Raw genomic sequence first — 14,379 nt, forward strand, 5'->3', positions numbered from 1 at the left:
AAAGTGAACACCGAAAATATCGTCAGACAGCTACGCGTACTCTGGCGCACCGACAGGATCATCGCCGATATCCGCCTGCGCCACCTCCTGATCGGCGTTGGCCTGCGGGCCTTCGCGGGCCTGATTGCGGCATTCGGTCTTCTGATGTTCGAACTGTCCGCGTATTTCGCACTGGTCCAGGTCTGGAGCGCGGTCTCGGCCGCGGCGATCCTAGGCGCCGCCAACTTCGCCATCGCGGCGATCCTGTTTGCCCTCGCGCTCCGGCCGCCGTCAGGCCGCGAGCTCGACCTCGCCAGCGAGATCCACGGCGCTTCCGTCGAGGCGCTTCAGGTCGAGGCACGCGCGATGCAGTCGCAAGTCTCCGGACTAGTGCGCAATCCCCTGAACGGAATCCTACCGGTGCTGGTGCCGCTGATCGGCATCATCATCAACAGCCTGAAGAAACCCGCGGCCGGGCACGCCGCGAAGGACCACGCCTGACGCCGCACACCGCGCGATCGAACCGAGTAGAGCAAGATGACAACCGCACCCCAAAAGCCGATCCTCAACACCTCCCTGCCGCCGCAGTTTCGCAAGATCCGCCTCGAGCTCGCGCGCGAGCCTGATCATCCCGAAGGCGATGCCGGCGCCGGCTATGTGATGGTCGCGCCGCTCGACGACGACTACAGGATCGACCAAAAGCTGTGGCGGGCCAACCGCGAGGCGTGCCGGGTGGTCCGGCTCCGGCCCGACGAGGAATACATCCTCGGCCATCTCGTCACCACCAGGGCGGCGGCTGGGTCCTGCATTATGACGGCGCACCCGGCACACCTGATGAGATCGGCTTCCACTTCAAGGACGAGCACTTCGTCGCGGGCGAATACGTCTCGATCGGCGAAGGCGACAAGATGCACACCTATCGCGTCACGATGGTGTCGCGGCTCTGATCCCACCTCGCCCCGCTTGCGGGAAGAGGTCGAAATTCAAGCTACGCTTGAATTTCGGGTGAGGGGGAGCCCTCCACCACCTCATCTCCCTCCGTATACGCGGATACAGCCCCTCACCCCGACCGTCTCCCCGTAAGAACGGAGAAAGGGAGAGGTGGCAGCTTCGATCCCCACCGCCTCTTTCACCTCACAGCGCCCGCTGTGAAGCGACCGTTCACGCGCCTGCCGACATGCCCGAGCTTCGGATGGACTGCAACATCGTGACGCTCATCCCTTGCTCTGCAGCAAACCGCCCGCGAGATGTCGGAAGGCTTCGACAGCCTTTGCAAAGACCGCGCGAGGATCGTCGGCTGCGGCAATCCAGAGCGAGGCGTTGAGCGCCGCTCCGTTGAGCAGCCGGGCGGCAGCTTCCGCATCCATCGACCTGACCGTTCCGTCATCGATGAACGCCTGGATCGTTTGCGTCGTCGTCCGAAGGCATGCAGTCTGGTTAGGCCATTGCGATGGATCGCCAAGCACGGCTGGCCCGTCCAGCAGCATGATGCGCTGAATCTCCGGCTCCAGAGCCATCTCGATATAGGCGATATTCGCCGCTAGAAATCCAAGCCATGGGGTGGTCGCCTGTTCTTGTACGGCGCGCAGCCGTGCCACCATTTCTGCATCGATCTGGTCGATCACGGCCTGCAGCAAACCCTTCTTGTCGCCGAAGTTGTGGTAGAGCGCGCCTCGCGTCAGGCCGGCTTCGGCAGTCAAATCGTCCATCGACGCCGCCGCATAGCCTTTGGCCGCGAAAGCCTTCCGTGCCGCTCGAACAAGCTTGGCCCGAGTTTTCTCCACCATCTGCGCACGTCGTCTCGCGACCACCGCCAGCTCCTAAAAAGACATACGTCACGTATGTGTATTGACATACGGCGCGTATGTTCGGATATAGCGACATACGGGGCGTATATCAACGAGTTCCCGACGGCGCAGAGACGACCTGAAACACCCCAGGCGAAACAACGTCGCGTGGGAGGACTGGCCACGCCTCGTTTGAACAGGAGCAAAGCAATGACCAAACGCGATGCAATCTTTCCTGCCAGTCGGCAGGCGCTCTACGAAATCAACCGCTATTCGGCGGCGATCCGCTCCGGCGGATTTCTGTTCGTCTCGGGCCAGGTTGGCAGCCGCGACGACGGGTCGCCCGAGCCGGACTTCGAAAAGCAGGTGCAGCTTGCCTTCGACAATCTCACGCAAGTGTTGAAGGCCGCCGGTTGCACGTTCGACGACGTCGTCGACGTGACCACCTTCCACACTGACCCGGCCACGCAATGGGAGAAAGTCACGGCCGTTCGACTGAAAGCAATCGGCGAACAGCCCTACCCGAACTGGACCGCGGTAGGCGTGAACTGGCTGGCGGGCTTCGATTTTGAGATCAAGGTCATCGCGCGCCTTCCTCAGGCCGCCTGATCGATTGGCAGCGATCGGCGACAAGATGCACACCTATCGCGTCACGATGGTGTCGCGGCTTTGATAACTCCGTAGCCCGAGTGAAGCGCCAGCTAACCCGGGCCCGCTCGCAACACTGCCACGGCGGCCCCGGGTTACGCGTTCCGCTCCACCGGGCTACGAAGCTGTCACAGCGCCAGCTTGACGTCACAGAGACCGTGCTCGAGAGGATCGGCCTTCACCTCGAAGCCGAATTTCCGGCACATATCGAGCATCACGATGTTCTCGGTCAGCACCTGGCCCGAAATCGCCTTCAGCCCTTCCGATCTCGCGTATTCGATCAGGAGCTGCATCAGCGCCCAGCCGAGCCCCTTTCCCTTCAGATCCGTGCGCAGCAGGATCGCATATTCGCCGCTTTCATAAATCGAGTCGGAATGAATCCGCACCACGCCCAGGATTTCCTGGGTGCTTTCGTCGACCGCCACGAAGGCCATCGCGCGTGCGTAGTCGAGCTGGGTGAGCCGGGCGATGAACTCGTGGGAGAATTCCTTGATCGGCGCGAAGAAGCGCAGCCGCAGGTCCTCAGCCGTGACGTGCCGCAGCAAGTCGTGGATCTGCGGCTCGTCTTCGGGTCGGATCGGCCGCGCGAAGATACGTCGCCCGTCGATCAAGTGTCCGTCACGGTCCGCAAGCTGCCGCTGCCATCGTGACGGATAGGGCCTGACCGCAAAGTTGCTGAGCCCGGGCCCCGCAAATTTGCGCGGCACGATGCCGACCGCAACGCGCGCATCGACCACGAGCACGCCGGCCTCGTCCGCCAGCAGCGGATTGATGTCGAGCTCCCTGATCTCGGGGAGATCCGCCGCCATCTGCGCGAGCTTGACCAGCACGGTCGCCACCGCATCCGGCTTCACCGCCGGCACGTCGCGATAGGCGCGCAGCAGCCGCGACACCCGCGTGCGCTCGATCAATTCGCGCGCCAGCCGCATGTCGAGCGGCGGCAGCGCCAATGCCTTGTCGTTGATGATCTCGACCGCGACGCCGCCGCGGCCGAACACAACCACGGTGCCGAAGGTCGGATCGTCGGCGAGGCCGAGAATGAGCTCGCGCACCTTCGGCCGCACGATCATCGCCTGCACGATGACGCCGGAAACCCGCGCGTCCGGCCGCAGCGCCGTGGCGCGGCCCAGGATCTCGGCGGTGGCCACGCGCACGGCATCAGGCGTGGTCAGATTGAGGATGACGCCGCCGATATCAGACTTGTGCACGATGTCGCGCGACATGATCTTCAGCGCGACCGTCATGCCTTGCGCGAACAGGGTGTTGGCATACTTGACCGCCTCCTCCGCATCGGCCGCGAGATAGGTCTCGACCATCGGGATGTCATAGGCTTCGAACAGCCCTTTTATCTCGATCGGGTTGAGCCACTGGCGTCCGTCCGAGATCGCGGCGGTGACGATCTTGCGCGCCGCCGGAGCGTCAGGCGTAAAGCTCTCCGGCATCGCCGGCGGCACCTGCGTCAGTTCCTCCACGACCTCGCGATGCCGCACCAGGTGCATGAAGCCGCGCACCGCGTCGTCCTCGGTGATGTAGTTCGGAATCCTGTTGCCGCTGAAGAGGTCGCTGATCGCGCCGTTGGCGCCGACCCACACCGCAAGCACCGGCTTGGCCGCCCTGCCCCGCTTCTTGCGGTGCTCGGTCACGATCTTGGTCACGGTCGAGGCAATCTCGTCCGGCGCGGCAATCGCGGTCTGCACATTCATGACCAGGACCGCGTCATTGCCGGGATCGGCGAGCAGCGCCTCGAGCGCCACGGCATAACGTGAAGCCCCGGCATCGCCGACGATGTCGACAGGGTTCGAGCCGGACCAGGTGGGCGGCAGGGCCGCATCGAGCTGCGCGTGAGTGTTTGGCGTGATCGTCGCCGGAATTCCGCCGAGCTCGACCAATCGGTCGATCGCGAGCACGCCGAGGCCGCCGCCATTGGTGAGCAGCGCCAGCCGCTTGCCCGGCGGCGAGGCCACGCGCGCCAGCGTCTCGGCGCAGTCGAACAATTCGCGCAGATCGGAGACCCTGAGCATGCCGGCGCGGCGAAACGCGGCATCATAGACTGCGTCCGAACCGGCAAGCGCGCCGGTATGCGTCGCCGCCGCTTTCGCGCCCTGCGCCATGCGGCCGGACTTGACCACGACCACCGGCTTGATCCTCGCCGCGGCGCGCGCCGCCGACATGAATTTGCGCGCGTCCTTGATCGACTCGACATAGAGCAGGATCGCGTGCGTTGCGCCGTCGAGCGCGAAATAATCCAGGAGATCGGCGATATCGACGTCGAGCTGATCGCCGATCGAGACGATGCCGGAAAATCCGACCACGCGCTGCGCGGCCCAGTCCACCATGCCGGCCGCGATCGCGCCCGATTGCGAGATCAGCGCGAGGTTGCCCGCCGCCGGCAGATGCGTCGAGAAGCTGGCATTGAGACCGACGCTGGGCGCCATGATGCCGATGCAGTTGGGGCCGATCAGCCGCATGCGATGCTTGCGCGCCGCCTGTTCGGTGGCCTCCGCGAGCGACCCCGGGCCGTGGCCCAGTCCGGCGGTGATGATGACGGCGCCGATCGCGCCGCGCTGGCCGGCATCGTCGACGATCCCGGGCACGGCGGCAGCCGGCGCCGTGATCACGACGAGCTCGGGCACGAATGGCAATTCGGCGATGCTGCCGACCGTCGCAACGCCGGCAATCTCGGCATGGCGCGAATTGACCACACCGAACTGGCCCTTGAACTTGCCGCCGGAAATATTCTGCACGATGGCGCGGCCGACCGAGCCCTCGCGCGGGCTGGCTCCGGCGAGCGCGACCGAGCGCGGCGACAGCAGGTGATTCAATCTGTAAGTGGACATGCTCTGCTTCCGGACCTTCGGCCGGCACTGGCCGTATCGAGGTTACGAGGCGATGGCGCTGCGATGCGACACCGTAACCAGCCATGGTGGCCGGCCCATGACGAATAGTTCCTGTTCCGGAGTCGGCCTTGCGTTTGCTCAATTCCGACGGGCCCGAACGCGTTGACCTGCCTCAAACGCCGGGCCTACGGTACGGCTAGGCTGCGACTATCAACCGCATCAAATGGAACAAACCCATGCGCGCCCATCAGATCATGACCCGCCCCGTCATCTCAGTCACGCCTGAAACAACCATCGTCGATGCAGCCAACCTGATGCTGCAGCGGCATATCAGTGGACTACCAGTCGTCGCCGCCGGCAAGCTGGTCGGCGTCATCTCCGAGGGCGACTTCCTGCGCCGCGGCGAGATCGGAACCCAGCGCAAATACGGCCGGTTCCTGAAATTCCTGCTCGGCCCCGGCCCGGCCGCGACCGAGTTCGTTCGCGAGCAGGGCCGCAGGGTCGCCGAGATCATGACCTCGGATCCGATCACGGTCACCGAGGAGACATCGGTCGAGACGATCGTCGCGCTGATGGAGAAGCATCACATCAAGCGCCTGCCGGTCGTTCGCGGTGACGAGATCGTCGGCATCGTGTCGCGGTCCAACCTGCTGCAGGCGGTGGCAAGCCTTGCCCGCGATATCCCCGATCCGACCGCCGACGACGACCACATCCGCGACCGCATCATCGCTGCGCTGGAGAAAGCGGATTGGTGCCCGTTCGGCCTCAGCGTCGTCGTCCGCGACGGCATCGTGCACTTGAGCGGCGTCATCACCGACGAGCGCAGCCGCCAAGCCGTGGTGGTCGCCACCGAAAACGTCGCCGGGGTGAAGAAGGTCCACGACCATCTCTGCTGGGTCGAGCCGATGTCCGGCTTCTATCTGCAGTCACCTGACGACAGGGAGTGGGCGAAGACGGGCTAAAAGCGCCGGCCCTTCGCAGCGTGATGACGGACGGTCGTCACGCTGCATTTCTTTTATGAAAATTGAAATCGGATTCAGCCGGCGCAGTCGCGCAGGGCGCGCATCACGTCTTCGCGAGAAATAATGCCGGCGAGCCGTTCGCCCTCGAGCACCGGTATGCTCCGCAGCCGGTGATTGACCATCAGTTCGAGCACCCGCGTCAACCGCGTCTCCGGCACCACATAGATGAATTCCGACGTCATCACGTCCGCGGTCGTTTTCTGCATCAGATCCTCATAGCGCGGCAGGATGCGCGCCGGCGTGAAGACGAAGCAGGACAAGAGGTCGAATTTGGAGACCATTCCCACCACCTGCGTCCCGTCGACGACGGGATAGGTGTTGAAGTCCTCCTTCTCGAAACGTTCGCACAGTTTGGCCATCGTCATATCGCGCGAGACCGTCTTCGGCTCGCGCGTCATGTAGTCGGCGGCGGTCAGCTCGAGAAATTTGTACAAGGCGAATCCTCTGTCAGCTTCTTCATTTAAGCCAGCCGCCCCGCTGGCATATTGACCGAAGTCAATCACCGAACCTGCCGCGGGTCACGGCGACTGCGGGACGAAGCCCCTCCTCCCCTTGAGCAGGACTGGCCAATCGGACCATAATCTGCCAGACCACTATACGAATCCGCCCCGCGGCGGCGAAGAACCGGAAAAGCGTTTGACTGGCCTCGACCCTCCCCCTTCCGATGACTGCGCCCCCGATCGGCGCTTTCGGCTCGGCGCCGAGGGAGCCGGGATCGGCGGCTGGGATATTGATCTGTCGACCAAGGAGCTCGCCTGGTCGACCACCGCGCGCAGGCTGTTCGGCGTTCCCGATAACGCGCCGATCAGCTACGAGTTCTTCCTCTCGCTGCTCGGGCCCGATGACCGCGAACGCACCGAACAGGCGATGTCACGCGCGGCCGAAAGCGGCGAGCCCTTCGACCTCGCCTACCGGCTGAGCCGGAATGATGACGGCGACCGCTGGGTGCGGCTCCGCGGCAGCCTGACGCGGGACAAGACGTCCGCGCACCTTTCCGGCATCGTGCTCGACATCGATGAGGAAAAGCGGCATGAGGAGGCCCTGCGCACGCGCGAAGGGCACCTGCGGTCGATCCTGGAGACGATCCCCGACGCGATGATCGTCATCGATGGCCGCGGTACCATGCAATTCTTCTCGAGCGCGGCGGAACGACAGTTCGGATATGCCGAGCAGGAGGCGATCGGACAGAATGTCAGCATCTTGATGCCGGAGCCCGACCGCTCTCGCCATGACAGCTACATGGCACGCTACCTTACGACCGGCGAGCGCCACATCATCGGCATCGGCCGCATCGTGACCGGCCAGCGCAAGGACGGCACCACCTTCCCGATGCATCTGTCGATCGGCGAGATGCAGTCCGGCGGTGTGCCCTATTTCACCGGCTTTGTCCGCGATCTCACCGAGCACCAGCAGACCCAGGCGCGGCTGCAGGAATTGCAGTCGGAGCTCGTCCACGTCTCGCGCCTCAGCGCAATGGGCGAGATGGCGTCCGCGCTCGCCCACGAGCTCAACCAGCCGCTCGCCGCCATCAGCAACTACATGAAAGGCTCGCGCCGCCTGCTCGGCGCGAGCGATGACCCGAACCGCGCCAAGATCGAGAACGCGTTGGATCGCGCCGCCGAACAGGCGATCCGCGCCGGGCAGATCATCCGCCGGCTGCGCGACTTCGTTGCCCGCGGCGAGTCGGAAAAGCGCGTCGAACGTCTCTCGAAGATGGTCGAGGAAGCCGGCGCCTTGGGCCTTGCTGGCGCGCGCGAGCAGGACGTGCGGATCCGCTTCAACCTCGATCCGCGATATGATCTGGTGCTGGTCGACCGCGTCCAGGTCCAGCAGGTGCTGGTCAATCTGTTCCGTAATGCGCTGGAGGCGATGGCGCAGTCCGACCGGCGCGAGCTGATCGCCTCGAACCGGCCGGTCGACGAGGACATGATCGAAGTGTCGGTGTTCGACACCGGCCATGGATTTCCTGACGACGTGGAGAAAAACCTGTTCCAGACCTTCTTCACCACCAAGGAAACCGGCATGGGCGTCGGGCTGTCGATCAGCCGCTCGATCATCGAGGCGCATGGCGGGCGGATGTGGGCCGAGTCCAATGACGCGGGCGGCGCGACCTTTCGTTTCACGCTGCCGGCGGTACCGAACGAGAGTTTGACAGATGGCGCGTAGGGGAAATGTCTACGTCATTGACGATGACGACGCGATGCGGGATTCGCTGCAATTCTTGCTCGACTCGGCTGACTTCGACGTGCGCCTGTTCGAATCGGCGCAAGTCTTCCTGGACACGCTCCCCACCATCGAGTTCGGCTGCGTGGTCTCAGATATCCGCATGCCCGGCGTCGACGGCATCGAGCTCTTGAAGCGCGTCAAGGAAAGCCGCGGAGCTTTCCCGGTCATCATCATGACCGGCCATGGCGATGTCCCGCTCGCCGTCGAGGCGATGAAGCTCGGCGCGGTCGACTTCATGGAAAAGCCGTTCGAGGACGACCGGCTGATCGCGATGATTGACGTCGCGCTCCGCCAAGCCGAGGCCGGCGCCCGCGACGAGGCCGCGACCCAGGACGTCGCCGCCCGCATCGCCTCGCTCAGCCCGCGCGAGCGGCAGGTCATGGACGGGCTGGTGGCCGGGCTTTCCAACAAGATGATCGCCCGCGACTACAATATCAGCCCCCGCACCATCGAGGTTTACCGGGCCAATGTGATGACCAAGATGCAGGCGAGCAGCCTTTCGGAATTGGTCCGCCTGGCCATGCGGGCCGGGGCGCTCAAGGATTGAGCTGAATCAAGCCGACCGGCGTCGAGAGGCTTATAAACGGAGGTTGATGGACCGGATGGCCGGCCCGGAAGGCGGATAAAAGCCGTGATGCCCGCACCCACCAGACCCCCTCTTGTCTACGTCGTGGACGACGATACCGACGTGCTCGGCTCGCTGCGTTTCCTCCTGGAAACCGACGGCTTCTATGTCCGCACCTTCCGCAGCGCCGAGGCATTGCTGAACGCCATGACCATGGGCGGCGCCGACTGTTTCGTCATCGACTACAAGATGCCGAACATGAGCGGCATCGACCTCGCCGGGGTTTTGCGCCAGCGCGACGTGGACACGCCGATCATTCTGATCACCGGCTATCCCGATGCGACCATTCCGGCCAAGGCCGCGGCCGCCGGCATCCGCCATGTGCTGCACAAGCCGCATGTCGAGGACAGTCTGTCCACCCGCATCTGGGACGTGATCAAGACGGACCGATCGACCGCTCACGCCCCCTAGCCTCGTAGCCCGGGTGAAGCGCAGCGCAACCCGGGACACCTCCATCCACGTCTACCAGCGGCCCCCGGGTTACGCTGGCGCTCCACCCGGGCTACGGTCCGGCCCACCTACGCAACTTTACTTAGGGGCCAGCCCTTAAGGCATGGAGCGAAATTTCCGAGTTCGCTTGTTCCGCGTACCAAAAGCCATCCGCTGCACAGGAGATGGCTCAATGCTCACCCAGTCGCCCGCCACCGCTTCCCTCAATATCAACCGGCCTGTCCCGGGCGGCCCTGCGCCCACCGAGCCATTTTGCGGCCTGGCCGGACATGCCGGCCTGATCGCGACCGAATTCACCTACCGGAAGGATGAGGAAATCTACGGCGAGGATGAGCCAGCGGAATACGTTTACCAAGTGGTCCGCGGCGCGGTCCGCACCTACAAGCTGCTCTCCGACGGACGGCGCCAGATCGGCGCGTTTCACCTGCCCGGCGACGTCTTCGGGCTCGAGTCCGGCGCCAAGCACCGGCTGGCGGCGGAAGCCATCATCGACACCACGGTGCGTCTGGTGAAGCGCCGCAGCCTGGAACAGGCCGCCGGCACCGACGTCCAGGTCGCCCACAAGCTCTGGACCATGACGGCTGGTGACCTCAAGCACGCCGAAGAGCACATGCTTCTGCTCGGGCGCAAGAGCGCCATGGAGCGGGTCGCCAATTTCCTGCTGGAAATGGATCGCCGCCTTGCTGTCGCCGGCATGGGCATGATGGCGCTGCCGATGTGTCGCCGCGACATCGGGGATTATCTCGGACTGACACTGGAGACGGTCTCCCGCGCGCTGTCGCAACTGAACGACGAAGGCGTGCTCGGCTTCTCCGGCGCGCGCCAGATCGTGCTGCGCAACCGCCAGCGCCTGCGCAACATGGATGTTTGATAGAGGACTCCGGTAGGGTCGTAGCCCGGGTGAAGCGAAGCGCAACCCGGGGCCGCTGGTAGACGTAGATGGAGGTGTTCCGGGTTACGCTTGCGCTCCACCCGGGCTACGCAGTCGTTAACCCGCCCCGAACAAGAGCGGCAGCGCGCGGGGGCCGCGGACGGTGCCTTCCGACCACGCCACCTTGCCGGCCGGATCGAGCCGGAAGTCGGGAATCCGCTTCAGCCATTCCTCGATCGCGACCATCATCTCCATGCGTGCGAGGTTCGAGCCGACGCAGCGATGGATGCCGAGGCCGAAGGCGGCGTGACGATTCTCCTTGCGATCGATCACGACCTTGTCGGCGTCCGCGAACATCGCAGGGTCGCGATTGGCGGCGGGGAAGGACAACAGCACCATGTTGCCGGGCTTGACGGGGCAGCCGCTGACCGTGGTCTCCTTCACCACTTCGCGCGCCATCGTCACCGGGGAATAGGCGCGCAGGAACTCCTCGATCGCAGTCGGCAACAATTCCGGCTGAGCAACCAGCCGCTCGCGATCCGCGGGCGTCTTCGCGAGGTGCCAGAGCGAGGAGCCGATCGCGCTCCAGGTGGTATCGATGCCGGCGACCAGGAGCAGTCGCAGCGAGCCAAGCACATGGGCGTCCGACAACGGCTTGCCGTCCTTGTCGCGCGCGTTCATCAGCGTCGTGATCAGATCGTCGGTCGGCTTGCCCTTGCGTTCGGCGATATGGCCCGCGAAATACGCACTCATCTCGTGGAGCGCGCGCATCAAGATGTCCTGATCCTTGATGCCGAGCTCGAGGATTTCGTGGATCCACTTGATGAAGAGGTCGCCATCCTTCTCGGGTATACCCAGCATATGGGCGATGGCGCGCACCGGAATATGCTTCGTGTAGCGCTCGGCGGCGTCGCATTTTCCGTCATCGATGAACTCGTCGATCAGCTCGTTGCAGATCGCGCGGACCCGGGGCTCGAGCTTCTTCATCGCGTCGGGCGTGAACGGCGGCAGCAGCAACTGCTTGGCCGGCTTATGTTCGGGTGGATCGGAGGTGATCGGCGGCGCCGGCTGCGTGACCTCCGGCCGCACGTCGCGCACAATGATGCGACGAGACGAAAAATGCTCGGTGTCGTAGGCGACCTGCTTTACCGCCTCATAGGTGGTCGGCATATAGCAGCCGAGGAAGCGCTCGGTGTGAACGACCGGCGAGGCCGCACGCAACTGCTCCCAGATCGGAAATGGATTCTCGGTCCAGGCCGGATCGGTGTGGTCGAAATCACGGATCCAGTCGGTCACCGGCGGGTGTTCGGGCATCATGCTGACGGAATCGGACATCGGCAGTTTCCTTCCGCTGTGTTCGTTCAGATCAAGTGTGGATGAAGGTGGCGGTTCGACCGCGCGCCTCACTCCTCGATGACTTCGATCGCGAATTCGGGGCAGTTGGTCTGGGCGAGATAGGCCTTGTCCTCGAGCCCTTCAGGCACACGGCCTTCGCCGTGCTCATGCGCATTGCCGTAGTCGTCGAGGTCGAACAGTTCGGGCGCGAGGGCCTTGCAGCGCGCGTGTCCCTGGCACCTGTCCTGGTCGACGTGAATCTTCAGCTTTCCGGACATGGGCGCTTCCCTCTGCCGCGCGCAGCATCGATGCCCGTGGCTCGATGCGCGGACTGGCGTTTCCTCTGCTTCTCGGCGGACGCGGCTTGCTTCGGCCACGTCTCAAATTAGAGCTATTACATTCGCGGTCCGGTTGTGCTGTCAAGCGAAAAGTTATAGCCTATCACATTAGGATGGGAACACGCCTCGCCCGCAAGCCGCAGAATGCCTATCACCATGGCGATCTCCGCGACGCCCTGGTGCACGCTGCACTGCGGGAAGCGGAACTCGGCGGCCCCGAAGCCATCAGCATCAGCGCCCTCGCCAAGAAGCTCCGCGTCTCGCAGCCCGCACCCTACCGGCATTTCGCCGACCGCGAGGCGCTGCTGACGGCCGTCGCGGCGGAAGCGTTTCGCCAATTCAACACGATGCTGCGCGACGCCATCGACGGACCGTCGAAGCGGACAAAAATCTCGCGCTTCGCGCAAGCCGCCCTCGCCTTCGGCCAGCGCCGCCACGGCATCTACCGCCTGATGTTCGCCTCGCGCGTGATGGCCTGCTCGCCAAAGGACAGCGAGCTGCACAGCGCTGCGATGGAGACATTCGGTCTGCTGCTCGAAGCGCTGGAGTCGCCGGCGGTCGCCCTCCTGCGCGAGCGCCACGCGCTGCAGATCTGGGCCGCGCTGCACGGCGTCGTCATGCTCGCCGAGCAAGGCCTGCTCACCGGCCAGCTCGCCGAAACCACGCGCGAAGAACTGCTCGACGACATGGTCGCGCAGATCAAGCTGAGCCTCACGCTCGCGATCAAGGCGGCGGAAAGAGGCCGCTAGTTTAGAGATATCTCTCCTCGTCATTCCGGGGCGCGCAAAGCGCGAACCCGGAATCCATTAGGCGGCGTACTCTGCGGTTGGATCGATTCCGGGCTCGATGCTAACGCATCGCCCCGGAATGACGGCCTCCGTCATGCGAGCGCACCGAAGCAATCCATGCCTCCGCTTGCCGCGCTATGGATTGCTTCGCTTCGCTCGCAATGACGTCGAGAGAGCATGCCGAGCGCGCAGGTGCCGTAGGGTGGGCAAAGCGGACCACATTCACCGGTGCTCGAACAAGCACAGGCGCAAGCGTGCCCACCGTCACGAGCGCGATGCTTGATGGTGGGCACGCTTCGCTTTGCCCACCCTACGGCACTTCCCTCACCTCGCCGCTTCAAAGCCGCCGAGCACCGCGGTCAGATTGTCGCCGAGGATGTCGGAGAGATAGCCGCCTTCCTGCACGAACACGGTGGGCAGGCCGATCCGCGCGATCGCGGCGCCGATGCGGCGGAATCCTTCCGTGGTGACGGCAAGCCCGGCCAGCGGATCGTGCTCGGAGGCATCGAGACCGAGGGCAATGACAAGCGCGCCGGGCGCGAAGGCCTCGATCGTCTTCTGCGCCGTCGCAAGTGCCGCGAGGTAGCCGTCGTCGCCGGTTCCGATCGGCAGCGGGATGTTGAGATTGGTGCCGAGCCCGGTACCGGCACCGCGTTCATGCGCATAGCCCCAAACGAACGGATAGAAGGCGGCCGGATCGGCATGGATCGACACCGTCAGCACATCACCTCGCTCGTAGAAGATGCCCTGCGTGCCATTGCCGTGATGGACATCGACATCGAGGATCGCGACGCGCTCATGCATCAGCCGCAGATGCGCGGCCGCAACCGCGCTGTTGTTGAGGAAGCAGAAGCCGCCGGCGATATCGCGGTAGGCATGATGACCGGGCGGACGGCACAGCGCGTAGACGGCGTCTTCGCCCTCCAACACCATCTGCGCGGCGGTCGCTGCGACGTCGGTCGCAGCACAAGCGGCGGCCCAGGTGCCCGGCCCGATCGGCGCAGCGGTGTCCGCCGTGTGCCAGCCGAGCCGGCCGACGATATGGGTCGGATAGGTGGCGGCGTTGCGCACCGGATGGATGTTGGCAATCATCTCGGAACCGGAATCGCCGAGCGCCGACCACGCGTCCCAGGCTTCCGCGAGGAAGCTCAGATATTCGGCGCTGTGCACCCGCGCCCGCGGCCCCTGCCCGAACACGGTCGGCTCGACCAGTTGATGCTTGCCCGCCTTCAGCCCTGCCAGCAGGCGGTCGGCGCGCTCGGGCTGTTCGGTGGTGCGCTTGACGACGCCGCGGACCAGGAAGAATTGCGGATCATGGCTGCGATGCAGTTCGGTATAGACGGCCTTCACGAACAGGCTCCCATCATTGGCGACAGGAACATCCCTTGCATAGAACCGCTGGAATCGCAAAGCGCCCCGGTTGCGAAAAGGATCTCCATGCTGCTGTTCATTCCTTAAGCGCCGACTGCCGAG

15 protein-coding genes are annotated in these 14,379 nt (G+C 64.5%); 9 read left to right on the top strand and 6 right to left on the bottom strand.

The genetic code is table 11. The features are described from left to right. Positions 1–3: 3 nt before the first annotated feature. On the top strand, positions 4–480 hold the full coding sequence (locus ACZIRK_RS01940) for a phage holin family protein (RefSeq protein ID WP_130228534.1): 477 nt from the start codon (positions 4–6) through the stop codon (positions 478–480). A gap of 203 nt (positions 481–683) precedes the next feature. Next, a complete protein-coding gene (locus ACZIRK_RS01945) occupies positions 684–926 on the top strand; it encodes a hypothetical protein (protein ID WP_463326867.1) in 243 nt (80 codons plus the stop codon). Positions 927–1,193: 267 nt separating this feature from the next. Here the strand turns inward: ACZIRK_RS01945 and ACZIRK_RS01950 are convergent, their stop codons facing one another. Beyond that, positions 1,194–1,766: a TetR/AcrR family transcriptional regulator gene (locus ACZIRK_RS01950; protein WP_207231096.1), complete on the bottom strand. Its 573-nt coding sequence runs from the start codon at positions 1,764–1,766 to the stop codon at positions 1,194–1,196. Positions 1,767–1,976: 210 nt separating this feature from the next. Here ACZIRK_RS01950 and ACZIRK_RS01955 point away from each other — a divergent pair, with 210 nt between their 5' ends. Then, entirely contained in the window at positions 1,977–2,375 is a 399-nt protein-coding gene (locus ACZIRK_RS01955) for a RidA family protein (protein WP_130228537.1), read from the top strand. Between the two features lie 167 nt (positions 2,376–2,542). Here the strand turns inward: ACZIRK_RS01955 and ACZIRK_RS01960 are convergent, their stop codons facing one another. Beyond that, positions 2,543–5,251: a bifunctional acetate--CoA ligase family protein/GNAT family N-acetyltransferase gene (locus ACZIRK_RS01960; RefSeq protein WP_463326868.1), complete on the bottom strand. Its 2,709-nt coding sequence runs from the start codon at positions 5,249–5,251 to the stop codon at positions 2,543–2,545. 236 nt (positions 5,252–5,487) lie between these two features. Between ACZIRK_RS01960 and ACZIRK_RS01965 the strand changes: the two genes are divergently transcribed. Continuing rightward, complete coding sequence (locus ACZIRK_RS01965) at positions 5,488–6,213, top strand: CBS domain-containing protein (RefSeq protein WP_130231445.1); 726 nt, start codon at positions 5,488–5,490, stop codon at positions 6,211–6,213. A 74-nt stretch (positions 6,214–6,287) separates the two neighbouring features. Here ACZIRK_RS01965 and ACZIRK_RS01970 read toward each other — a convergent pair whose 3' ends face one another. Continuing rightward, positions 6,288–6,707 (bottom strand): CBS domain-containing protein, encoded by a 420-nt coding sequence (locus ACZIRK_RS01970; protein ID WP_463326869.1) that lies wholly within the window; start codon positions 6,705–6,707, stop codon positions 6,288–6,290. A gap of 202 nt (positions 6,708–6,909) precedes the next feature. On the opposite strand from ACZIRK_RS01970, the gene fixL reads away from it, so the two are divergent. The 4 genes from fixL to ACZIRK_RS01990 all read left to right on the top strand — a co-directional run bounded on the left by fixL (position 6,910) and on the right by ACZIRK_RS01990 (position 10,445). Further along, the gene (fixL, locus tag ACZIRK_RS01975) at positions 6,910–8,439 is read left to right on the top strand and encodes a sensor protein FixL (protein WP_463326870.1); all 1,530 of its coding nucleotides are present in this window, start codon (positions 6,910–6,912) and stop codon (positions 8,437–8,439) included. Next, positions 8,429–9,046 carry a response regulator FixJ gene (gene fixJ / locus ACZIRK_RS01980; RefSeq protein ID WP_463326871.1) on the top strand — a complete coding sequence of 206 codons (618 nt, stop codon included), beginning with the start codon at positions 8,429–8,431 and terminating at the stop codon, positions 9,044–9,046. Before fixL ends, fixJ begins: the two co-directional genes overlap by 11 nt. Before the next feature lie 87 nt (positions 9,047–9,133). Next, a complete protein-coding gene (locus ACZIRK_RS01985; RefSeq protein ID WP_130231437.1) occupies positions 9,134–9,535 on the top strand; it encodes a response regulator in 402 nt (133 codons plus the stop codon). 211 nt (positions 9,536–9,746) lie between these two features. Further along, positions 9,747–10,445 (top strand): helix-turn-helix domain-containing protein, encoded by a 699-nt coding sequence (locus tag ACZIRK_RS01990; protein WP_130231435.1) that lies wholly within the window; start codon positions 9,747–9,749, stop codon positions 10,443–10,445. Positions 10,446–10,562: 117 nt separating this feature from the next. Here ACZIRK_RS01990 and ACZIRK_RS01995 read toward each other — a convergent pair whose 3' ends face one another. Beyond that, complete coding sequence (locus ACZIRK_RS01995) at positions 10,563–11,780, bottom strand: cytochrome P450 (RefSeq protein WP_130229867.1); 1,218 nt, start codon at positions 11,778–11,780, stop codon at positions 10,563–10,565. A gap of 68 nt (positions 11,781–11,848) precedes the next feature. After that, positions 11,849–12,058, bottom strand: a complete 210-nt coding sequence (locus tag ACZIRK_RS02000; protein ID WP_028167428.1) for a ferredoxin — start codon at positions 12,056–12,058, stop codon at positions 11,849–11,851. 173 nt (positions 12,059–12,231) lie between these two features. Here ACZIRK_RS02000 and ACZIRK_RS02005 point away from each other — a divergent pair, with 173 nt between their 5' ends. Continuing rightward, positions 12,232–12,867 carry a TetR/AcrR family transcriptional regulator gene (locus ACZIRK_RS02005; RefSeq protein WP_028167427.1) on the top strand — a complete coding sequence of 212 codons (636 nt, stop codon included), beginning with the start codon at positions 12,232–12,234 and terminating at the stop codon, positions 12,865–12,867. Positions 12,868–13,230: 363 nt separating this feature from the next. Here ACZIRK_RS02005 and ACZIRK_RS02010 read toward each other — a convergent pair whose 3' ends face one another. Continuing rightward, entirely contained in the window at positions 13,231–14,256 is a 1,026-nt protein-coding gene (locus ACZIRK_RS02010) for a histone deacetylase family protein (RefSeq protein ID WP_463326872.1), read from the bottom strand. Positions 14,257–14,379: the final 123 nt, after the last annotated feature.

It is taken from the genome of Bradyrhizobium sp. Leo114 (assembly GCF_055229415.2).

Excerpts from the sequence above, each read along its gene's own strand:
- ACZIRK_RS01950 (WP_207231096.1), bottom strand. The coding sequence starts at position 1,766 with ATGGTGGAGAAAACTCGGGCCAAGCTTGTTCGAGCGGCACGGAAGGCT.
- ACZIRK_RS01955 (WP_130228537.1), top strand. The coding sequence starts at position 1,977 with ATGACCAAACGCGATGCAATCTTTCCTGCCAGTCGGCAGGCGCTCTAC.
- ACZIRK_RS01960 (WP_463326868.1), bottom strand. The coding sequence starts at position 5,251 with ATGTCCACTTACAGATTGAATCACCTGCTGTCGCCGCGCTCGGTCGCG.
- ACZIRK_RS01965 (WP_130231445.1), top strand. The coding sequence starts at position 5,488 with ATGCGCGCCCATCAGATCATGACCCGCCCCGTCATCTCAGTCACGCCT.
- fixJ (WP_463326871.1), top strand. The coding sequence starts at position 8,429 with ATGGCGCGTAGGGGAAATGTCTACGTCATTGACGATGACGACGCGATG.
- ACZIRK_RS01985 (WP_130231437.1), top strand. The coding sequence starts at position 9,134 with ATGCCCGCACCCACCAGACCCCCTCTTGTCTACGTCGTGGACGACGAT.
- ACZIRK_RS01990 (WP_130231435.1), top strand. The coding sequence starts at position 9,747 with ATGCTCACCCAGTCGCCCGCCACCGCTTCCCTCAATATCAACCGGCCT.
- ACZIRK_RS01995 (WP_130229867.1), bottom strand. The coding sequence starts at position 11,780 with ATGTCCGATTCCGTCAGCATGATGCCCGAACACCCGCCGGTGACCGAC.
- ACZIRK_RS02000 (WP_028167428.1), bottom strand. The coding sequence starts at position 12,058 with ATGTCCGGAAAGCTGAAGATTCACGTCGACCAGGACAGGTGCCAGGGA.
- ACZIRK_RS02005 (WP_028167427.1), top strand. The coding sequence starts at position 12,232 with ATGGGAACACGCCTCGCCCGCAAGCCGCAGAATGCCTATCACCATGGC.